General features: G+C 74.0%; 17 protein-coding genes. 11 read left to right on the forward strand and 6 right to left on the reverse strand.

Features of this window, described 5'->3' with window-relative positions; all coding sequences use genetic code 11:
• Positions 1–589: 589 nt before the first annotated feature.
• Positions 590–1,600, forward strand: coding sequence for a DNA-3-methyladenine glycosylase 2 family protein (locus tag ABZZ17_RS37885; RefSeq protein WP_356883570.1), 1,011 nt, complete (start codon positions 590–592; stop codon positions 1,598–1,600).
• A 14-nt stretch (positions 1,601–1,614) separates the two neighbouring features.
• On the opposite strand, the gene ABZZ17_RS37890 is transcribed toward ABZZ17_RS37885, so the two are convergent.
• The 3 genes from ABZZ17_RS37890 to ABZZ17_RS37900 are packed head-to-tail and all read right to left on the reverse strand — an operon-like array spanning position 1,615 to position 4,431.
• A complete protein-coding gene (locus ABZZ17_RS37890) occupies positions 1,615–2,910 on the reverse strand; it encodes a coenzyme F420-0:L-glutamate ligase (protein ID WP_356883572.1) in 1,296 nt (431 codons plus the stop codon).
• The gene (cofD, locus tag ABZZ17_RS37895; RefSeq protein WP_356883574.1) at positions 2,907–3,866 is read right to left on the reverse strand and encodes a 2-phospho-L-lactate transferase; all 960 of its coding nucleotides are present in this window, start codon (positions 3,864–3,866) and stop codon (positions 2,907–2,909) included. The genes ABZZ17_RS37890 and cofD overlap by 4 nt, the downstream gene beginning before the upstream one ends.
• A 13-nt stretch (positions 3,867–3,879) precedes the next feature.
• Positions 3,880–4,431 carry a cysteine dioxygenase family protein gene (locus ABZZ17_RS37900; RefSeq protein WP_356883576.1) on the reverse strand — a complete coding sequence of 184 codons (552 nt, stop codon included), beginning with the start codon at positions 4,429–4,431 and terminating at the stop codon, positions 3,880–3,882.
• 643 nt (positions 4,432–5,074) lie between these two features.
• Between ABZZ17_RS37900 and ABZZ17_RS37905 the strand changes: the two genes are divergently transcribed.
• From ABZZ17_RS37905 to ABZZ17_RS37915, 3 genes are all read left to right on the forward strand, one after another.
• Entirely contained in the window at positions 5,075–5,338 is a 264-nt protein-coding gene (locus tag ABZZ17_RS37905) for a WhiB family transcriptional regulator (protein WP_003983763.1), read from the forward strand.
• 217 nt (positions 5,339–5,555) lie between these two features.
• Complete coding sequence (locus ABZZ17_RS37910; RefSeq protein WP_356883578.1) at positions 5,556–9,158, forward strand: glycosyltransferase family 2 protein; 3,603 nt, start codon at positions 5,556–5,558, stop codon at positions 9,156–9,158.
• Complete coding sequence (locus ABZZ17_RS37915) at positions 9,155–10,633, forward strand: DUF5719 family protein (protein WP_356883580.1); 1,479 nt, start codon at positions 9,155–9,157, stop codon at positions 10,631–10,633. The genes ABZZ17_RS37910 and ABZZ17_RS37915 overlap by 4 nt, the downstream gene beginning before the upstream one ends.
• A 24-nt stretch (positions 10,634–10,657) precedes the next feature.
• Here ABZZ17_RS37915 and ABZZ17_RS37920 read toward each other — a convergent pair whose 3' ends face one another.
• On the reverse strand, positions 10,658–11,041 hold the full coding sequence (locus ABZZ17_RS37920) for a metallopeptidase family protein (RefSeq protein WP_356883599.1): 384 nt from the start codon (positions 11,039–11,041) through the stop codon (positions 10,658–10,660).
• Between the two features lie 254 nt (positions 11,042–11,295).
• Here ABZZ17_RS37920 and ABZZ17_RS37925 point away from each other — a divergent pair, with 254 nt between their 5' ends.
• The 6 genes from ABZZ17_RS37925 to ABZZ17_RS37950 all read left to right on the forward strand — a co-directional run bounded on the left by ABZZ17_RS37925 (position 11,296) and on the right by ABZZ17_RS37950 (position 16,998).
• Positions 11,296–11,715, forward strand: coding sequence for a DUF3499 domain-containing protein (locus ABZZ17_RS37925; RefSeq protein ID WP_356883582.1), 420 nt, complete (start codon positions 11,296–11,298; stop codon positions 11,713–11,715).
• A gap of 78 nt (positions 11,716–11,793) precedes the next feature.
• A complete protein-coding gene (locus ABZZ17_RS37930) occupies positions 11,794–13,164 on the forward strand; it encodes a phosphomannomutase/phosphoglucomutase (RefSeq protein WP_356883584.1) in 1,371 nt (456 codons plus the stop codon).
• A 225-nt stretch (positions 13,165–13,389) separates the two neighbouring features.
• Positions 13,390–13,575 (forward strand): Trm112 family protein, encoded by a 186-nt coding sequence (locus ABZZ17_RS37935; protein ID WP_356883586.1) that lies wholly within the window; start codon positions 13,390–13,392, stop codon positions 13,573–13,575.
• A gap of 76 nt (positions 13,576–13,651) precedes the next feature.
• Positions 13,652–14,785 (forward strand): SIS domain-containing protein, encoded by a 1,134-nt coding sequence (locus ABZZ17_RS37940; protein WP_356883588.1) that lies wholly within the window; start codon positions 13,652–13,654, stop codon positions 14,783–14,785.
• Positions 14,786–14,832: 47 nt separating this feature from the next.
• Positions 14,833–15,990, forward strand: coding sequence for a mannose-6-phosphate isomerase, class I (gene manA, locus ABZZ17_RS37945; protein WP_356883589.1), 1,158 nt, complete (start codon positions 14,833–14,835; stop codon positions 15,988–15,990).
• A 75-nt stretch (positions 15,991–16,065) separates the two neighbouring features.
• Positions 16,066–16,998, forward strand: coding sequence for a cation diffusion facilitator family transporter (locus ABZZ17_RS37950; protein WP_356883591.1), 933 nt, complete (start codon positions 16,066–16,068; stop codon positions 16,996–16,998).
• Between the two features lie 78 nt (positions 16,999–17,076).
• Here ABZZ17_RS37950 and lepB read toward each other — a convergent pair whose 3' ends face one another.
• Both lepB and ABZZ17_RS37960 read right to left on the reverse strand, forming a co-directional pair.
• Positions 17,077–17,913, reverse strand: a complete 837-nt coding sequence (gene lepB / locus ABZZ17_RS37955) for a signal peptidase I (protein WP_356883593.1) — start codon at positions 17,911–17,913, stop codon at positions 17,077–17,079.
• A 173-nt stretch (positions 17,914–18,086) separates the two neighbouring features.
• Positions 18,087–20,156: a fructose-specific PTS transporter subunit EIIC gene (locus tag ABZZ17_RS37960; protein WP_356883595.1), complete on the reverse strand. Its 2,070-nt coding sequence runs from the start codon at positions 20,154–20,156 to the stop codon at positions 18,087–18,089.
• A 350-nt stretch (positions 20,157–20,506) separates the two neighbouring features.
• Between ABZZ17_RS37960 and ABZZ17_RS37965 the strand changes: the two genes are divergently transcribed.
• Positions 20,507–21,396 (forward strand): adenosylhomocysteinase (locus ABZZ17_RS37965; protein WP_356883597.1); only part of this gene is annotated, 890 nt, incomplete at its 3' end.

Below are 21,396 nucleotides of genomic sequence, written 5' to 3' on the forward strand. Positions count from 1 at the left end.
CACGTTTGAGCCCCGGCCGACCCCCCACCCCGTCCCCGCCCCCGGCCGCTCCAGCCTCGCCGGCGTTTGAGGCGCGGGGTCTGGGGCGGAGCCCCAGGGGTCCCGGCTCCGCCGGGCTTGTCCGGCCCGGGGCGGCTCTCGGCTCCGCCGGGTGGCTCCCGCCTCGCGCACCGGGGTTGTCCGGCTCTGGACGGTTTTCGGCGTTTCAGCCTCGCCGGCGTTTGAGGCGTGGGGGTTCGGGGGCGGAGCCCCCGGGGGTTGGCCTGAGCCGCGCCGGCGTTTGAGGCGGGAACGGTGGAAGGGCGGGTAGGGGACGGCCCCGCGCAGCGGCACACCCCGGGCGGCGATGGCCCGCGCAGCCGCGCATCCCGGGCTGCGGGCGCCCGCGCAGCCGCGCATCCCGGGCTGCGGGCGCCCGCGCAGCCGCGCATCCCGGGCCGCGGCCGCCCGCGCAGCGGCGTGCCCCCGGCGGCGTCCCCCGTGGCGTACCCCCGGCGGGCGGGGCACCCCCCGGAGGCGTACCCCCGGCGGCGGGTGCCGGGGACGGCTGGGGGCCGGGTCGTCCCCGGCCAGGGGATAGGCTCGGGGGGTGGCTTCTGCCCCCGACCCCCTCACCCGCACCGGCGTGCGCGGCGGCCGTACCGACGTCCCGCCGGGCCACGGCCACGGCCACGGCCACGCCCGCGCGGCCGGGTCCGGCTCCAAGGCCCGGAGCTGGGCGCCGGACGGCCCCCTCGACCTCGGGCTCACGCTCGGCCCGCTCCGCCGCGGCCCCGGCGACCCCACCTTCCGCACCACTCCCGACGGCTCCGTCTGGCGGGCGACCCGGACCCCCGAAGGCGCGGCGACGCTGCGTGTGTCCCGTCACGGCGGGGCCGTGGACGCCGAGGCCTGGGGCCCGGGCGCCGACTGGATCCTCGACCGGCTCCCCGAACTGCTCGGCGCGGGCGACGACCCGACCGCGTTCGTCCCCCGGCACCGGCTGCTGCACGCCAGCCACCGCCGCCGCCCCGGCCTGCGCCTGACCCGTACCGGGCTGGTCCTGGAGTCCCTGGTCCCGACCGTGCTGGAGCAGAAGGTCACCTCCGACGAGGCGTACCGCGCCTGGCGCCGGCTGGTCCGCGGGCACGGGGAGCCCGCCCCGGGGCCGCAGGACATGTACGTGATGCCGGACGCCCGCGGCTGGGCGCTGATCCCCTCCTGGGACTGGCACCGGGCCGGGGTGGACGCCAAGCGGTCCGGGACCATCGTGCGGGCCGCCCGGGTGGCCGCCCGGCTGGAGGAGGCCGCGGCGATGGAGCTGCCCGAGGCGGCGCGCAGGCTGGAGGCCGTTCCGGGGATCGGCCCGTGGACCTCCGCCGAGACGCTCCAGCGCAGCAACGGCGCCCCCGACGCGGTGACCACGGGCGACCTGCACCTGCCCGGCATCATCGGCTACGCCCTCGCGGGCGACCGGGACGCCGACGACGCGGTCATGCTGGAGCTCCTCGCCCCGTACGCGGGCCAGCGCCACCGCGCGGCCCGCCTGGTCCTGCTGGCGGGCCGTACCCCGCCCCGCCGCGCTCCCCGCATGCCCCGGGGGGACATCGGCCGGCTCTGACGGGGTCCGGCGGGTCAGCGGACCTCGACGAACTCCTCCACCGACCGGGGCGGCCGGTCGCGGGGCGGTTCGGCGGCGTGGCCGACGGCCACCGCCCCCATCGGGTCCCAGTGCTCCGGCAGCCCGAGCACCTTGCGCACCACGTCCCGGCAGAACATCGTCGAGGACACCCACGCCGAGCCGAGCCGTTCCCCGGCCAGCGCGACGAGGAAGTTCTGCACGCCGGCGCCGGTGGCGACGACGAACATCTCCCGTTCGGCCGCGTCCCGCCGGGCGTGCCCGTAGTCGTGCGCGCCGTCGGTGACCATGCACGGCACGACGAGGTACGGCGCGGCCCGCAGGACGTCGCCGCGCCGGATCCGCCGGGCGACGGACTCCTCGGACTTGCCGTCCCGGCGCAGGTCCTCGATCCAGGCGTCGCGCATCGCGTCGAGGAGTTCCAGGCGCGCGGCGGGCGATTCCAGGAGCACGAACCGCCACGGGGTCGTGTGGTGGGGGGCGGGGGCGGTGAGGGCCGCGGCCACGGCCCGCCGGACCGCGCCGGGGTCCACCGGCTCGTCGGTGAAGGCGCGTACGGTACGCCGCTGCGTGACGGCTTCCCGTACGGCTTCCGAGGTGCCGAGCCGGAACATGTCGTCGGCGGGGGCGCGCACCAGGTCCCGGGCGGTGGAGCCCTCGCCCCGCAGGTGGCCCAGGCCCCGGACGACGGCGACGGGCAGCCCGGCGGCCTTGCCCTTGACGAGGTCGCCGGCGGCGGCGAGTTCGTCGGCGGTGGCCACGACGGTGGCGCTGAGCGGGTTGCCGTGGGCGTCGGTGCCGCCGCGCAGGTCGTCCAGGACGCGTACGCCGGCCGCGCCGATGGCGACGTCGGTCAGCCCGGTGCGCCAGGGCCGCCCGAAGGTGTCGGTGACGATGACGCCGACGTCGACGGACAGGGCCGTACGGAGCCCTTCGCGGAGGGCGGCGGCGGAGGCGTCCGGGTCCTCGGGCAGGAGCAGGACGGTGCCGGGCGCGGTGTTGGAGGCGTCGACCCCGGCGGCGGCCATGACCAGGCCCTGCCGGTTCTCGACGACGCGCAGCGTGCCCCGGCGGGCGACGACGCGGACGGTCTCGGCGTCGATGGCGTCCTCGCGGGAGGAGGCCTCGGTGATGCGGCCCTCAGCCTTGGAGACGATCTTCGAGGTGACGAGGAGGACGTCTCCGTCGCGCAGGCCGGGTGCGGCGGCGGCGATGAGCGCCGCGAGGTCGTCGCCGGGCCGGACCTCGGGGATGCCGGGGACGGCGTGGACCTCGTACGAGGGAACGGTCACCGGGAGGACTCCGCCAGGTCCAGTGCGGCCCGGGCCATCGCGGCGGTCGCGTCGAGGTCGGTCATCATCAGCGGGACGGCGCGGCAGGTGATGCCGGCGGCCTCGACCTCGGTGACGGCGGCCGCGTCGGCGGTGTCCACGAGCCAGCCGTCGAGCAGCCCGGTGCCGTAGTGCAGGGCGACGGCGGCGGCGGTGGATTCGACGCCCACGGCGGCGAGGACCTTGTCGGCCATGCCGCGTACGGGGGCGCCCCCGACGATGGGGGAGAGGCCGATGACGGGGGCGTCGGCGGCGGCCACGGCCTCGCGGATGCCGGGGACGGCGAGGATGGTGCCGACGGACACGACGGGGTTGGACGGCGGGAAGAGGATGACGTCGGCGGCGGCGATGGCCTCCAGGACGCCGGGTGCGGGCTTGGCCTGCTCGGCGCCCACGGGGACGACGGCTTCGGCGTCCGGCGCCGCGCGCAGCCGGACCCAGTACTCCTGGAAGTGGACGACGCGGCGTTCGCCGGTTTCGGCGTCGGTGACGGCGACGTGGGTTTCGACCCGGTCGTCGGACATGGGGAGCAGCCGGACGCCGGGCTGCCAGCGGTCGCAGAGGGCTTCGGTGACGGCGCTGAGCGGGTAGCCGGCGCCGAGCATCTGCGTGCGGACGATGTGGGTGGCGAAGTCGCGGTCGCCGAGGCCGAACCAGGTGGGTCCGACGCCGTAGGCGGCGAGTTCCTCCTTGACGGTGAAGGACTCGTCGGTGCGTCCCCAGCCCTGGTCCTCGTTGATGCCACCGCCGAGGGTGTACATCACCGTGTCCAGATCGGGGCACACCTTGAGCCCGAACAGGTGAATGTCGTCACCGGTGTTGCCGATGACCGTGATGTCCGCGTCGGGAACCGCCGACTTGAGTCCGCGGAGGAAACGGGCGCCGCCGATGCCGCCGGCCAGAACAACAATGCGCATGTGCCGCAGTCTGTCAGGCGGTGACGTGCGCCTGGTGGGCCGGGGAGCAGCTGTGCATCGGCATCTCGGTGAGGCCGGGGAAGTAGACGTGCAGGCTGACCGCTCCGTCGAGGGTGTCGTTGACGACCTCGTGGGCGTAGCCGGGGGCGAAGACGCGCTGGGATCCGGGGCCGAGGGCGAGGGGGCCGCGCGGGCTGTGCTCGGTGAGTTCGCCGTCGAGGACGGTCAGGACGCCGGAGGAGTCGCCGTGGCCGTGGAGGCCGCTGCCCTGGCCGGGGACCCAGCTGAGCAGCCAGACCTCGTAGCCGGGGCCGGTGCGCAGGCGGTGGTACCAGCGGGTGGTGGCGTCGTACTGGACGAGGTGTTCCCAGCTCGCGCGGTCCGCGGCGATGGAGCGGGCGAGGCCGACGAACTCGGCGACGGTGGCCGGGTGCTCGCGGGCGGGCTGGAGGAGGTGCTGGACGGAGAGGATGTCGCCGGCGATCTGGAGGTCGCTCTCGGTGACGGCGGGGGCGGCGGGCGCGGTGACGGCGGCGGCGGTGGTGGGTGCGGCGGCGCTGTTCATCGTGGGGGTTCCTCGACGGATGTCAGTCGTGCGGGGCGGTTGCTGTGGGGGTGTGGCCGGTGCTCACGGGAGCCGGGGCTCCGGGGGCATCAACAGCTGCAACAGCAACAGCGAACCTGGGCAGCACGCAGGAACCCACGAATGGGGGTCCGGGTGGCGGCTGCGGGCGCTGACATGAAGACAAGGAGAACGGGGGAAGGGTCGGACTGTCAACCCAATGTCCGGTTTGAGGGAAAAGTTTCACCTCATCCGGTTACCGTGCGCGGAGAAAGGTTTGTGCAGTCCGCACCAGGGGATGTGGCGGTCAAGTACCGCCGAAACCCCCTTCAAACCAGTCGGCTCCACTCGTGACCGGAATGTGATCCGCGCCGCATGTTCGGCCGGATCGCAACCCCTCCTTCGGAGTGACGCGTCGACCACTGGGGAGGGGGTCACCCTCGTGATACCTGTGGCATGTGTCACGATTTTTGGCGATATGAACACTTTCTGCATACGCTTGGTTCCGCAGAGTGAATAAGGGGCCCAATAGCAGATCCCGGCTTGACTGCGCAGGAGCCACACACTTGTAATTTCACTCGTGTCGTTACGTAGCGATCAGTAACGGCAACACCACGGGGACGCACAGACAGAGCGAGGGGCGCACATGACCGAGCTGTTTCAGGAACTGCTGGTCGAGGAGGCGGACGAGGAGCTCGGATGGCAGGAGCGCGCTCTGTGCGCCCAGACCGACCCCGAGTCCTTCTTTCCCGAGAAGGGCGGCTCCACCCGCGAGGCCAAGAAGGTCTGCCTCGCCTGCGAAGTCCGCTCCGAATGTCTTGAGTACGCCCTCGCCAACGACGAGCGATTCGGCATCTGGGGCGGCCTCTCCGAGCGCGAGCGCCGGCGCCTGAAAAAGGCAGCGGTCTGAACCCGCCGGAGCGCCACCGTCCGGATACCCACCCCACCACCCACGACATATCGAGCCGCACCACCCGCAGGACGTTCAGCAGAGCAAACGGTCCGCCTCCCGCACCTTCCCCGCAGGAGGCGGACCGTCGTCTTTCCAGCCGTTAGTGTGGGGCGCTGTCCAGCAGCCTCCGAGGGCACACCACCCCCGGATCCCCGGCCGGAGGGCCCGTACCGCGATGTCCCTGCACAGCAACTCGACGGCCTCCCACCAGACAGCCGCCACCCCCGAGTTCCCCCGGCACGTCGTCACCGCGGTCCTCGTCGCCCACGACGGAGCCCGCTGGCTGCCCCAGACCCTCGCCGGACTCCTCGCCCAGGAACGCCCCGCGCAGAGCCACGTCGCCGCCGACACCGGAAGCGCCGACGACTCCGCGCGCCTGCTGACCGAGGCCTTCGGCGCCGACCGCGTCCTGCACCTCGCCCGCCGCACCGGCTTCGGCGCCGCCGTCGACGAAGCCGCCCGTACCGCGGGAGTCCTGACGCCCGAGGACCTCCCCTACCTCAAGCGCCCCAGCGGCTGGGACCCCGTCAGCCGCACCTGGCGCGACGACGCCTACGACCTCCCCGAACACCCCCACGGCGAACCCGTCCAGTGGCTCTGGCTGCTCCACGACGACAGCGCACCCGAACCGGACGCCCTGACCGAACTGCTGCGCGTCGCCGACGACAACCCCGAGGCCGCCGTCATCGGCCCCAAACTGCGCGGCTGGTACGACAGGAAGCAGCTCCTCGAAGCCGGCGTCACCATCGCCCGCAGCGGCCGCCGCTGGACCGGCCTCGACCGCCGCGAACAGGACCAGGGCCAGCACGACCAGGTCCGCCCCGTCCTCTCCGTCTCCACCGCCGGCATGCTCGTACGCCGCGACGCGTACGACGCGCTCGGCGGCTTCGACCGCCGCCTGCCCCTCATGCGCGACGACGTCGACCTCTGCTGGCGCGCCCACAGCGCCGGCTTCGACGTCCTCGTCGCCCCGGACGCCGTCCTGCGGCACGCCGAGGCCGCCGCCCGCGAACGCCGCACCGTCGACTGCGTGGGCCGCTCCGCCGTCGGCGCCCACCGCGTCGACAAGGCCGGCGCCGTCTACACCGTGCTGGCCAACTCCTCCGGCCGCGCCCTGCCCTACGTCCTGCTCCGCCTCCTCGTCGGCACCGTCCTGCGCACCCTCGGCTACCTCGTCGGCAAGGCCCCCGGCCAGGCCGTCGACGAGATCACCGGACTGCTCGCCACCCTGCTCCGCCCCGGCCGCGTCCTCGCCGCCCGCAAGGCCCGCCGCAGGCCCGCCGTCCCCGCCGCCGAACTGCGCCCGCTGTTCCCGCCCCCCGGCGCGACCCTGCGGGCCAACGCCGAACAGCTCGCCGGGTACTTCGGCTCCGACCGCGACACCGACCGGACCCCGGCCGGCCGCCACGGCGGCGCCGTCGAATCCGGGCCCGGCGCCGAGGACGCCGACTACCTGGAACCCGCCCCCTCCGGCCGGCTGGGGCGCATCGCCCGCAACCCGGCCCCCGCCCTCTTCGCCCTGCTCCTGTTCGTCTCCCTCGTCGCCTGCCGCGCCCTCCTCGGCGGCGGCTCCCTCACCGGCGGCGCCCTGCTCCCCGCCCCCGGCAGCGGCCTCGACCTGTGGCGCGCCTACACCGGCGACTGGCAGCCCGCCGGCGTCGGCACCACCGCCGTCGCCCCGCCCTACCTCGCCGTCCTCGGCGGCCTCTCCGTCCTCCTGCTCGACTCCACCCGGGCCGCGCTGACCCTGCTCCTCGTCTGCTCGGTCCCGCTCGCCGGACTCACCGCCTACTTCGCGTCCCGGCCGCTCGTCGAATCCCGGCTGCTGCGCGCCTGGGCCGCCGTCGCCTACGCCTTCCTCCCCGCCGTCACCGGAGCCCTCGCCGGCGGCCGCCTCGGCACCGCCGTCCTCGCCGTACTGCTCCCCCTCATCGCCCGCTCCGCCGTCACCGCCTTCGGCTTCGCCGAGGGCCCCGGCGGCCCCGACCCGCAGGGCGGGCGGCGCGCGCTGTGGACGTACACCCTGCTGCTGACCCTGGCCACCGCCTTCACCCCCGTCGTGTGGCCGCTCGCCGCCGTCCTCGCCACCGCCGCCGTCCTCGTACGCCGCGCCCACTGGAAGACGTACGCCCTCCGGCTGCTCGCCGCCCTCGCCGTACCGCTCCTCGTCCTCGCCCCCTGGTCCCTCGGGCTGCTCGCGCACCCCGGCCGCTTCCTCGACGAGGCCGGACTGCCCTACGCGGGCCGCCCCGCCGCCGCCCTCGACCTGCTCGCCACCAGCCCCGGCGGCCCCGGCACCGGCAGCGCCGTGCTCTTCGCCGGGACCGTGCTGGCCGCCCTCGCCGCCCTGCTCCGCGCCGACCGGCGGTTCGCCGTCGCCACCGCCTGGAGCGCCGCCCTCGCCGGCCTGCTCCTCGCCGTCCTGCTCAACCGCGGCGGCTGGGCCGGGCCCGCCACCCTCCTCTACGGACTCGCCCTCCTCGCCGCCGCCGTACTCGGCGCGGACGGCGCCAGGGAACGCGTCGCCGCCCGCAGCTTCGGCTGGCGCCAGCCCCTCGCCGTCCTCGTCGCGCTCCTCGCCGCCGCCGGACCGCTCGCCGCGGCCGCACTGTGGGCCGGCGCCGGAGCCGACGGACCGCTCAAGCGGCGCGACCCCGTACAGGTGCCCGCCGTCGTCGCCGAACAGTCCGCCGACAGCAACCAGACCCGCACCCTCGTCCTCGGCGGCGACTCGCCCGCCACCGTCTCCTACACCCTGGTCCGCGGCTCCGGCGTGCGCCTGGGAGACGCCGAACTCCTCGCCGCCGCCGGCAGCGAACCCCGCCTCGCCAAGGCCGTCGCCGGCCTGGTCTCCGGCTCCGGCGCCAACCACTCCGAACAGCTCGGCGCCTTCGCCGTCCGCTACGTGATGATCCCGCCCGGCGGCCCCGAGCGGATGCGCCGCGTCCTCGACGGCACCCCCGGCCTCAAGCAGCGCCACCAGGACGACGGAACCGCCCTCTGGGAGGTCCAGCAGCTGCCCGCCCGCGTCACCATCCTCGACCGCAGGCAGGGCCGGGCCCCGATCGCCGTCGACGCCGGACCCGTCCGGGCCCGCGCCCGGATCCCGGCCGGCGAGGAGGGCCGTACCCTGCGCCTCGCGGACCGGGCCGACCCGGGCTGGAAGGCCACCCTCGACGGGAAGCCCCTCACCCCCACGACCCTCGACGGCTGGGCCCAGGGCTTCGAACTGCCCCGCGAAGGCGGCCGCCTCGACCTCGTCCACGAGGACTCCCTCACCCGAGACGCCTGGCACTGGGGGCAGGGCCTGCTCGCCCTGCTGCTGCTCGTCATGGCCCTGCCGGGCCGCAGCGCCCGCCTCGACGACGACCTCCCCGACGAGGACACCGCCGCCCCCGCCGGGGACGGTCCCGGCGAGCCCGGAGAGGGCCGCCGCGCCCGCCGCCTGCGCGCCGGGGCCGCACCCGCCCCGGAGCCCGCCCCGGCCGAGGCGGTCGTCGACCCGTACGCGCAGATCCCGGCGCAGCAGGTGTACGGGGAGGAGTCGTACGCGTACGAGACGCCCTACCCGTACGAGCAGCAACAACAGCAGTCCCCGCAGCAACAGCCCCAGCAGTACCAGGAGTACGCCGAGCCGTACCCGCACCCCCAGCAGCACCAGTTCCCGCAGCAACAACAGCAGCAACAGCAGCAGCCGCCCCACCCGTACGAGTACGAGCAGCGGTACGACACCTACGGACAGCACGACCCGCGTCCGGACGGGAGCCCCCAGCAGTGAAGCAGCGCGCCCTCCTGACTCCGGCGGCGGTGACGGCGGCGCTGGCCGCCGTCACCGGGCTGGCCTTCCTGACCGCCCCCGCCTCCGCCCCGGCCGTCGCGGCCCGGCAGGAGGCCGCCTCCCGGATGCCCGTGGAGCGGTCGCTGCTGGTGTGCCCCGCGCCCAGCTCCTCGGACATCGCCGAGACCACGTACACCTCCCTCACCCCCGGCCAGGGCGACGCCAAGGGCACGGCCCGGCTGCTGACCAAGGACGGCAAGCCCGTCCTGGAGCCGAAGGCGCCCGGCAAGCCCGTCGGAGCCACCGCCTCCGGAGCGGACGCGCCCGCGCTGACCGGAGCCGCCGAGGGGGCCCTGGCGCCCGGCTGGACCGCCCAGCAGACCACCAAGGTCTCCGTCGGCCAGGCCCGCGGCCTGCTCGGCGTCTCCTGCACCGCGCCCGGCACCGACTTCTGGTTCCCCGGCGTCAGCACCGCCAAGGGCCGCCAGGACTACGTCCACCTCACGAACCCGGACGACACCGTCGCCGAGGTGGACATCAAGCTGTACGGCCCGGAAGGGCTGGTCAAGGGCAAGCCGGGCACCGCCGACACCGTCATCGCCGTCGAGCCCCGCTCCACCACGAAGGTGCTGCTGTCCTCCCTCGTGCAGGAGGCCCAGCTGACGGACGTCACCGCGCACGTGACGACCGGTTCGGGCCGGGTCGGCGCCTCCGCGCAGATCGCCGAGGACGGGGTCGGCGCCGACTGGCTGCCGGCCTCCGCCGGCCCGTCCGGCTCCCTCGTCCTGCCCGGCATCCCGCCGGACGCCACCTCCGTACGCCTCGTCGCCTTCGCCCCCGGCGAGGACGACGCCGACCTGACCGTCCGGCTGGCCGGGCCGGGCGGCCCGATCAGCCCCGCCGGCAACGAACGGCTGCACGTCAAGGCCGGCATGACGGCGAGCGTGGACCTCGCGGACGTGACCCGCGGCGAGGCCGGCTCGCTCCTGCTGGCCCCGGCGGACGCGAAGAAGCAGGTACCGGTGGTCGCGGCGCTGCGGGTGGTCCGCGGCACCGGCGCGAAGCGGGAGCTCGGCTTCGTCCCGGCGAGCGCACCCGTCGGCGCGCGGGCGACCGTCGCCGACAACCGCGCCGAGGACAAGGTGACCGCGCTGGCCCTGACGGCCGCCGGCGCCGGGGCGAAGGTCCGGGTGACGGCCTCCCCGGGAACCGAGGGCGGCACCCCGGAGGTCCGGGAGTTCACCGTCAAGGCGGGCACCACCCTCGCCGTCACACCGCCCCCGGCCCCCGCCGGCGGCAAGGGGGCCTACGCCCTGACCGTCGAGACGCTCGAAGGGGGCCCGGTCCACGCGGCCCGCACGCTGACCCTGCCCCACGACGGGATCCCGATGTTCACGGTGCAGACCTTCTCCGACGACCAGTCCACCGTCTCGGTCCCGAAGGCCGTCGAGGACCCCTCGGTCCTGATCCGCTGACCACCGGGCGCCCCCGGTGCGGGCTCAGTCCTGCCCGTACCGGGGGTCGACCGTCTCCGGCGAGAGCCCCAGCAGCTCGGCGACCTGCTCCACCACGATCTCGTGCACCAGCAGCGCCCGTTCGTCCCGCGTCTTGGCCCGGATCTCCACCGGCCGGCGGAAGACCACGATCCGGGCCGGCCGCCCGTCGCGGGCCTCGACCAGTCCGCCCAGCGGCACCGCCTCGTCGTTCCAGCCGCTCTCCGGGCCGCCCGGCGGCCCGGGCACGTCCGCGATGACGAACTCCACCTCGTCCAGCTGGGACCAGCGCCGTTCCAGCCGCTCCACGGAATCCCGTACGAGGTCGCCGAACAGCTCCGCCCGGCTCGCCGACAGCGGCACCTGGGGCGGAGCCAGCGGCCCGCGCATCCCCCGTCCGTGCCGGTCGCGGCGCCGCGGCCCGGGCGTGTGCGCGGGTTCGGCGGGAGGGGCGGGGTCGGGAGGAAGGGCGCTGTCCGTCACCCCCGCAGGGTAGCCCTCACCCGGTTGCCGGTCAGGGCTTCGATCCGGTCACGACCTGGTGTCGCGGCGGGAACGAACCGGCCCGGACCGGGCACCGCCCAGGGCCCGAAGGCCCGTGCGCACACGGCCGCGTGAGCACGACACGGGGGCGCTGCCGGGGGGTGAGTCGTCGCGGCCCGGTCAAGAGTGCGGTACCGTCCAACGTCGTGAGCCTTGTACGTCGCTGTTCGCGCACCGCGTGCGGCCGCCCTGCCGTCGCCACACTGACGTACGTCTACGCCGACTCGACCGCAGTTCTCGGCCCGCTCGCCACCTACGCCGAACCCCACTGCTACGACCTGTGCGCCGAGCACTCGGAGCGCCTGACCGCCCCGCGCGGCTGGGACGTCGTACGCCTGTCGGACGCTTCCGGCCCGTCCCGCCCCAGTGGCGATGACCTCGAAGCATTGGCCAACGCCGTGCGTGAAGCGGCCCGTCCGCCGCAGCGCGCGGCCGAGGCCGGCGGCGCCGGTCCCGGGCAGCGGAACACCGGGGAGACCCGCCGCGGCCACCTGCGCGTCCTGCGTTCGCCGGACTCCTGACGCCCGCATCGTCTGAAGAGCGGTTCCCCGTACAGGGTAGGTTTGCTCCACCGCACAGAACCTTCAGGAGGGCAGGCAGTGGCCGCAGATCTTTCGAACATCGTCAAGGCATACGACGTACGCGGCGTCGTACCGGACGAGTGGGACGAGCCCCTGGCGGAGCTGTTCGGTGCTGCCTTCGTCGAGGTGACCGGCGCGACCGCGATCGTCATCGGCCACGACATGCGCCCCTCCTCGCCCGGCCTGTCCGGCGCCTTCGCCCGCGGCGCGGCCGCCCGCGGCGTCGACGTCACCCTCATCGGGCTGTGCTCCACGGACCAGCTGTACTACGCCTCCGGCAAGCTGGACCTGCCCGGCGCGATGTTCACCGCCTCGCACAACCCGGCCCAGTACAACGGCATCAAGCTCTGCCGCGCGGGCGCCGCTCCCGTCGGCCAGGACACCGGCCTCGCCACCATCCGCGAGCTCGCCGAGAAGTGGACCGACGAGGGCGCCCCGGCGATCCCCGCCGGCACCGTCCCGGGCACCGTCACCGAGCTGGACAGCCTCCCCGGCTACGCCGACCACCTCAAGGGCCTGGTGGACCTCACCGCCATCCGCCCGCTCAAGGTCGTCGTCGACGCGGGCAACGGCATGGGCGGCCACACCGTCCCCACCGTCTTCGAGGGCCTTCCGCTGGACCTCGTCCCCATGTACTTCGAGCTGGACGGGACCTTCCCGAACCACGAGGCCAACCCCCTCGACCCGAAGAACATCGTCGACCTCCAGGCCCGCGTGATCGCCGAGGGCGCCGACCTCGGCCTCGCCTTCGACGGCGACGCCGACCGCTGCTTCGTCGTCGACGAGCGCGGCGAGGGCGTCTCCCCGTCCGCGATCACCGCCCTGGTCGCGGCCCGCGAGCTGGCCCGCAACGGCGGCAAGGGCACGATCATCCACAACCTGATCACCTCGTGGTCCGTGCCGGAGGTCGTCCGCGAGAACGGCGGCACCCCCGTCCGCACCCGCGTCGGCCACTCCTTCATCAAGGCGGAGATGGCCAACTCCGGCGCCATCTTCGGCGGCGAGCACTCCGCGCACTACTACTTCAAGGACTTCTGGAACGCGGACACCGGCATGCTCGCCGCGCTCCACGTCCTGGCGGCCCTCGGCGGCCAGGAGGGCACCCTCTCCGCGCTCGTCGCCGAGTACGACCGCTACGTCGGCTCCGGCGAGATCAACTCCACCGTCGCCGACCAGGCCGGCCGCACCGCCGCCGTCAAGGCCGCGTACGCGGGCCAGGAGGGCGTCACCTTCGACGAGCTGGACGGCCTCACCGTCGCCGCCGCCGACTGGTGGTTCAACCTGCGCCCCTCGAACACCGAGCCGCTCCTGCGCCTCAACGTCGAGGCCCGCGACGAGGCCACCCTGGCCAAGGTCCGCGACGAGGTCCTCGCGCTCGTCCGCGCCTGAGCCCCGGCGCAAGCCGGCCCCACCGGAGTCCGGGGCGCGGGGGTCCGGGGCAGAGCCCCCGGCACCAACCCGCACCCGCCCCCGGCCCCCGCCGCCGCTCCCCGGAGCGCGCGGGGGCCCGGGGCGGCCCCGCCCGGCGGGGCCGTCCCACCTCCGAGCCGCACCGCAGGTGACTCGGCGGTACGCTGACCTCGCCCGATCCGCATTTCCGAAGGGAACCGCCCCATGCCGCTCGAAGCCGGCCTCCTGGAGATCCTCGCCTGCCCCGCCTGCCACGCGTCCCTGGAGGACAAGTCGGCGGACGAGACGGCACCCGAGCTGATCTGCACCGGCCAGGACTGCGGCCTCGCGTACCCGGTCCGCGACGGGATCCCGGTCCTCCTCGTCGACGAGGCCCGCCGCCCCGCCTGACCCGCACCCCGCGCAGACCGCAGACGCTGAGACCGGTTCCGCCACCCCGGAGCCGTCAACACCGCCGGAGGCCGCCATGCTCGACGAGTCGCTCCTCGACGCACCGGACGATCTCGCCCGTGCCGACCGCCGCGGCCTGCTCCGCGGCGCCGCCGACGCCGGCGCCCGGGTCCGTACCGCGGCACGGCACGCGACCGAGGCGGGCCTCGCGGACCTGCGCCCCGACGGCCGCCCGCGCGCCGTGCTCATCGCCGGCTCCGGAACCGCCGCCACCGGCGTCGCCGACCTCCTCGGCGCCCTCGCCGGGTCCTCGGCCCCCGTCACCCGGCTCCACCCCACCGGCGTCGCGCCCGCCGCCGGGGCCCTGCGCTGGGCGCTCCCCGGCTGGGCCGGCCCCGTCGACCTGCTGCTGATCGCCACCACCGACGGCACCGAGCCCGGCCTCGGCGTCCTCGCCGAACAGGCCTACCGGCGCGGCTGCACCGTCGTCGCCGTCGCCCCCGAGCGGTCCCCGCTCAGCGAGGCCGTGGACGGCGCGCACGGAGTGCTCGTACCGATGGCCAAGGCCCCGTACCAGGAGTACGACGAGTCCGCCGCGGCCGGTCCCGGAGCCCTCTGGGCCCTGCTGACCCCGCTCCTGGTGCTGCTGGACAAGGTCGGCCTGGTCACCGCCGCCCCCGACACCCTCCAGCGGGTCGCCGACCGGCTCGACCGGACCGCCGAGCGCTGCGGGCCCGCCATCGTCACCTACTCCAACCCGGCCAAGACCCTCGCGACCGAACTCGCCGACTCCCTGCCCCTCATCTGGAGCGAGGGAGGCGCCGCGGGCCCCGCCGGCCGCCGTTTCGCCGCGACCCTCGCCGAGCTGGCCGGCCGGCCCGCCCTCGCCGCCGAACTCCCCGAGGCACTGCCGGCCCACGGGGTCCTGCTCGCCGGATCCTTCGCGGCCGGAGCCGACCCCGACGACTTCTTCCGCGACCGGGTCGAGGAACCACAGGCCCTGCGCGCCCGCATCGTCCTGCTGCGCGACCGCCCGGCCGGCGGCCTCACCGCCGCACCCGCCGCCCGCGAACTCGCCCTCAGCCACGACACGGCCATCAGCGAGCTCGAACCGGAGGAGGGCGGAGAGCTGGAACAGCTCGCCGAACTCCTCGCCGTCACGGACTTCGCCACCGCCTACCTCGCGCTGGCGACCCGGGGCCACGGCTGAGGCACGGACCCGTGCCCGCCCTACCTTTCAGATCCAGGAAGACGACGATGGACCGCCTGACGAACACGATCCGCCCCTACGCGTGGGGATCCACCACCGCCATCCCCACCCTGCTGGGGATCGAGCCCACCGGTGAACCCCAGGCCGAGATGTGGATGGGCGCCCACCCCGGCGCCCCCTCCCGCCTCGACCGCGGCGCGGGCGGCACCACCCTCGCGGACGTCATCGCCGCCGACCCGGAAGGCGAACTCGGCGCCGCCGCCGTCGCCAAGTTCGGCCCCCGGCTGCCCTTCCTGCTCAAGCTCCTCGCCGCGGGCGCCCCCCTCTCCCTCCAGGTCCACCCCGACCTGGCCCAGGCCAAGGAGGGCTTCGAGGACGAGGAGCGCCGCGGCGTCCCGATCGACGCGGGCCACCGCAACTACAAGGACGCCAACCACAAGCCCGAACTGATCTGCGCGCTCACCCCCTTCGACGGCCTGTGCGGCTTCCGCCCGCCGCTGGAGGCCGCGGCCCTCCTCGAAGGCCTCGGCGTCGACTCCCTCAAGCCGTACGCCGACCTGCTGCGCGCCCACCCGGAAGAGGCGGCGCTGCGCGAGGTACTCACCGCCGTACTGACCGCGGACCGCGCCGAGATGGCCCGTACGGTCACCGAGGCCGCGGCAGCCGCGGAGCGGCTCGGCGGCCCGTACGCGCCCTACGCGGGACTCGTCCACGACTACCCGGGCGACCCGGGCGTGATCGCGGCCATGCTGCTCAACCACGTCCGGCTCCAGCCCGGCGAAGCCATGTTCCTCGGCGCGGGCATCCCGCACGCCTACCTCGACGGCCTCGGCGTCGAGCTCATGGCCAACTCCGACAACGTGCTGCGCTGCGGGCTCACCCCCAAGCACGTGGACGTCCCCGAACTGCTCAAGGTCGTCATCTTCGAGCCGAGCGCACCGGGAATCCTGCGCCCCGAGGCCGACGGCGAGGAGGTCTACGAGACCCCCATCGACGAATTCCGCCTCTCCCGCTTCCTGCTGGCCCCCGGCGGCGCCCCGCAGACCCTCCCGGACGCGGCCCCGCAGATCCTGCTCTGCACCGCCGGCAGCCCGAAGGCCGGCGAACTGACCCTCGCGGCAGGCGAGTCCGTCTTCGTCCCGGCGGGCGAAAAGGTCGAACTGTCCGGATCCGGAACCGTATTCCGCGCCACCGTGGTCGTCTGACGTAGCGTCGGCACCACGATCGGCTGCAACAATGTGCGGCCGTAGTCAGTGGCTAGGAAGGGACATCCAGCACCCATGAGCGCGTCGGGCGGTACCAGGGCGATCGTGGCGGCACTCGCCGCCAACCTCGCCATCGCCGTAGCCAAATTCGTGGCATTCCTCTTCAGCGGCTCCTCGTCGATGCTGGCGGAGAGCGTCCACTCGCTGGCCGACTCCGGCAACCAGGGACTGCTGCTCCTCGGCGGCAAGAAGGCCCAGCGCGAGGCGACGCCCCAACACCCCTTCGGGTACGGGCGCGAGCGCTACATCTACGCCTTCCTCGTCTCCATCGTGCTCTTCACCGTCGGTGGCATGTTCGCCATCTACGAGGGCATCGAGAAGATCAACCACCCGCACGCCATCGAGGCCTGGTACTGGCCCGTCGGCGTCCTCGTCTTCGCGATCATCGCGGAGTCCTTCTCCTTCCGCACAGCGATCAAGGAGTCGAACGAGATCCGCGGGCGGCAGACCTGGACCCAGTTCGTCAGGCGGGCCAAGGCCCCCGAACTGCCCGTCGTCCTGCTGGAAGACCTCGGCGCGCTCGTCGGCCTCGTACTGGCCCTCGGCGGCGTCGGCATCGCCCTCGTCACCGGCAACGGCGTCTGGGACGGCATCGGCACGCTGTGCATCGGCGTCCTGCTGATCGTCATCGCCATCGTGCTGGCCGCCGAGACCAAGTCGCTGCTGCTCGGCGAGGCCGCCGGTACCGAAGAGGTCGACAAGATCAAGGCCGCCATCGTCGACGGGCAGGTCGTCACCCGCATCATCCACATGCGCACCCTGCACCTCGGCCCCGAGGAACTGCTGGTCGCCGCGAAGATCGCCGTCGAGCACGACGACACCGCCACCGAGGTCGCGGCCGCCATCAACGCCGCCGAGGCCCGCATCCGCGAGGCCGTCCCGATCGCGCGCGTGATCTACCTGGAGCCGGACATCTACGACCCGGAAGCCGCCGCCACCGGCAAGTGACCGGCAGCGCGCCGCACACGGAGGAGGGCCCCGCAGCCGACCGGCTGCGGGGCCCTCCTCCGTCCGGTTCGCACCGGCCTACGACTGCACGTCCGCGCGCTCCCCGGAAGCGGCCGGAGAGACCTGGTCCGTGTCGGCGCCGTCCTCGGCCCCGGCGGCCGGGGAGCCGGGAGCCTCCGGGCCCGCCGGAGCGTCCACACCCTGTGCGGCCGCCTCGGCGGCCTCGGCAGGAGCCTCAGGCGCCGCCTGGGCCGGCACGGGAGCGACGGCCCGCTCCGCGGCCCGCTTGCGCGCCCGCCGCGCCACGGCCGCCAGCGCGGCACCGACGAGGATCACGAGCACGCCGGCGGCCTGCCCCCACACCGCCAGCTTCGCCATCGGGTACGCCACGACCTTGGAGACGACCGCGCTCTCCGCGACCGGACCGTTGTTCGCGAACTGCGAGCCGTCCGAGTTCAGCCGGTTGTCGGCCATCAGGAACAGGTGCCCCTTGGGCACCCGCACGTCGAACGGCACCGTGGACGGGTTCTTCCACTGCTCCAGGTACGGCTCGTCCAGCGGCGTACCGTTCAGCACCAGCCGGTACTGGCCCGCGATCTTGCTGCTCACCTTGTACTGGATGCGGTCCCCCCCGACCGCGACGACCCGGTTCATCTGGGTCTTCTGCATGGACCACGGCACGGACGCGAGCACGACGTCACCCCGCCGCAGCTTCCCCTTGGCGACCGGCTCCAGGTAGATGCTCTCCCCGTTGGTGTAGGTCGGCGTCATGGTCCAGCCGACCTGCTTGCCCTCCGTGAACCGCGCGGGCGGAGCCACGGCCTTCGCCACCGTCACCCCCCCGAGGATGACCGCTCCGAGCACGAGCAGGACGATCGCCGCGATCCCGCGTCTGCGTCCTGGCCTGTGTTCCATTTCGTCCCTTCCGATGTACCTGCCTTGCATCGTAGGTCGACGCGGACGCCCGCCATGCCGCCGGGGCCCCGGTGCGTCCACTCCGTAGATACCGATTCGGACACTGCGCGGACGCCGTCGGGCCCCGTACCGCAGTGGTACGGGGCCCGACGGGCAGGGCCGGAAGGCGACGGCTAACGGATCTCCCGCAGCACCTCCAGGACGGCCGGCCCGTCCGGCGCGGACTGCAGCCGGGCCCGGAAACCGGAGTCCATCAGCTTGCGCGACAACAGGGCCAGGATCCGCAGGTGCTCGTCACCGGCCGCAGCCTCCGGCACCGAGATCATGAAGACCAGCCGGGCCTTCGTCCCGTCCAGGGCGCCCCACTCGATGCCCTCGTCGGAGCGGGCGAAGCCCACCGTGGGCCGGGACACCGCGTCCGTCTTCGCGTGCGGGATCGCGATCGACTCGCCGAGCCCCGTCGTCCCCTGCGCCTCCCGCGCCAGGGCGACCCGTACGAGCTCGTCCACGTCCCGGACGTTGCCCGTGGTGGCCAGCATCTCGGCCATTTCCCGGATCGCGGCCTCCTTGGAGTCCGACACGAGCTCCGTCTTGACCGTCCGCTCCGTCAGGTACCCGGACAGCACCTCCCGCTGCTCCGCCGCGGCCGGGGCGGGCGCGGGCTTCGTCAGCACGGCCGTCCCTCCGGTCCCGGTCCCGGAGCCCGCACCGGCGCCCGCACCCGGGCCGGCCACCGCGCCGGCACCGGCCGGTACGGGCGCTGCCGCCGCCGGCGCCACGACGGGCGCCCCGGCGGCCCGGCCCCGGCGCACCTTGATCTCGATCAGCGCGTTCGTCGTCAGCGCGGTCACCACCGTGCCCGTCGCGATCGCGATGAGGAACCAGCCCACCCCGCCGACGGCACCCAGCGCGGCCACGACCGGACCGCCGTGCGGCACGTGGTCGCCCACGCCCGCGACACCCGCGATGGCACCCGCCACCGCGCCGCCGAGCATGTTCGCCGGGATGACGACGGCCGGCCGGGCCGCCGCGAAGGGGATCGCGCCCTCCGAGATGCCGAACATGCCCATGAAGAGCGCCGCCATACCGGTGTCGCGTTCCTGATCGGAGTACAGCTTGCGGCGCAGCACCGTCGCCAGGCCCTGGCCGAGCGGCATGACCGGGATGGCCGCCGCGCACATGCCCATGACCGCGTAGTTGCCGGACGCGATGAGCCCCGTGCCGAAGAGGAAGGCCGTCTTGTTGACCGGGCCGCCCATGTCGAAGGCGATCATCAGGCCGAGGATGGCGCCGAGCAGGATCGCGCTGGTGCCGGTCATGCCCGACAGCCAGCTCGTCAGGCTCTCGAAGACCCAGGAGATCGGCTTGCCGATCACGTAGATGAAGAACAGGCCCAGCGCCGTCGTCGAGACGATCGGGATCACGATGATCGGCATGATCGGCTGGACGACCTTCGGGACCTTGACCTTCTTGATCCACAGGACCAGATAGCCGGCCAGGAAGCCCGTCACGATCGCGCCGATGAAGCCCGCGCCCGACTTGGAGTCGTAGAGGGCACCGGTGTTCGCGATGAAACCGCCGATCATGCCGGGCACCAGCGCCGGCCGGTCGCCGATGGCGTACGCGATGTAGCCGGACAGGATCGGGATCATCAGGGTGAAGCCCAGGACGCCGATCTGGAAGACGTGGTCCCAGAAGGTGCCCGGGGTGACCACGTACCCCTCGGCCGTGGCGTGACCGCCCAGCGCCAGGGCGATCGCGATCAGCAGACCGCCGACCACGACGAACGGGATCATGTACGAGACGCCGTTCATCAGCGCCTTGTAGGCGAGGCTGCGCTCCTTGCCCCCGCCGCCGCTGCCCGCCGCGGCGGCCGCGCCCTCCTGGACCGGCGCGTTCCGTACCCGCTCGATCAGTTCCTTCGGCTTGTGGATGCCGTCCGCGACGCCCGTCGACAGCACCCGCTTGCCGGCGAAGCGCTCCCGGTCGACCTCCTTGTCGGCGGCGATGATGATCCCGTCCGCTTCTCTGACATCGTTGTCAGAGAACACGTTCTCGGCACCGATGGAGCCCTGCGTCTCCACCTTCATGTCCACGCCCAGCTCGGCCGCGGCCTGTTGGAGCTTCTCGGCTGCCATGTAGGTGTGCGCGATGCCCGTGGGGCACGCCGTGACGGCGAGCAGCTTCAGGCGCTTCTGCCCGCTTGGGCCCCCGCCACCGGGAGGGCCGGCTGGACTGGTCACTGGAATCTCCTTCAGCCATGGGTCCACGGGATCGCGTACGACCCGATCCCCCGGCATCCTCTCGCAGAGGTGAGGCGGAGCAAAAGTCCGAAAGGCCCCGAACCGCTCCGCCATAGGGCCCTGGAACGCGCCGCGACTTGTTTCCCGGCCGACTGGGGCAGGCTCGGCCGATCGGTGTAGATTCGTCATCAGTGTCAGGCGTCGCTGCTGATGGCGGTCGGGCGGTCCCCGTGACCGGCCGAGGGGAGAGAGGGCCCCCGACGGACTGTGCTCGGTGCACCGCCCTGCCCAGGCCGGACGGCGCGCGGCTCAGCCGTACCCACCCTCTCGAACCATGAGGAGCAGCACCCATGGACTTCAAGGTCGCAGACCTTTCCCTTGCCGCTTTCGGCCGCAAGGAGATCACCCTGGCCGAGCACGAGATGCCGGGTCTGATGTCGATCCGCCGCGAGTACGCCGAGGCGCAGCCGCTGGCCGGCGCGCGCATCACGGGCTCCCTGCACATGACCGTGCAGACGGCCGTGCTCATCGAGACCCTCGTCGCCCTCGGCGCCGACGTCCGCTGGGCCTCCTGCAACATCTTCTCCACCCAGGACCACGCGGCCGCCGCCATCGCGGTCGGCCCGAACGGCACCCCGGAGAACCCGCAGGGCGTCCCGGTCTTCGCCTGGAAGGGCGAGACGCTGGAGGAGTACTGGTGGTGCACGGAGCAGGCGCTGACCTGGCCGAACACCCCCACCGGCGGCCCGAACGTGATCCTCGACGACGGTGGCGACGCCACCCTCCTCGTCCACAAGGGCGTCGAGTTCGAGAAGGCCGGCGCGGCCCCGGACCCCTCGACGGCGGACTCCGAGGAGTACGCCCACATCCTCACCCTGCTCAACCGCACCCTCGGTGAGGCCCCGCAGAAGTGGACGCAGCTCGCGTCCGAGGTCCGCGGCGTGACCGAGGAGACCACCACCGGTGTCCACCGCCTCTACGAGATGATGGCCGAGGGCACCCTGCTCTTCCCGGCGATCAACGTGAACGACGCCGTGACGAAGTCGAAGTTCGACAACAAGTACGGCTGCCGCCACTCCCTCATCGACGGCATCAACCGCGCCACCGACGTCCTGATCGGCGGCAAGGTCGCCGTCGTGTTCGGCTACGGCGACGTCGGCAAGGGCTGTGCGGAGTCGCTGCGCGGCCAGGGCGCCCGCGTGATCATCACCGAGATCGACCCGATCTGCGCGCTCCAGGC

Source organism: Streptomyces sp. NPDC006512, assembly GCF_040611935.1.
Classification (GTDB): Bacteria; Actinomycetota; Actinomycetes; order Streptomycetales; family Streptomycetaceae; genus Streptomyces.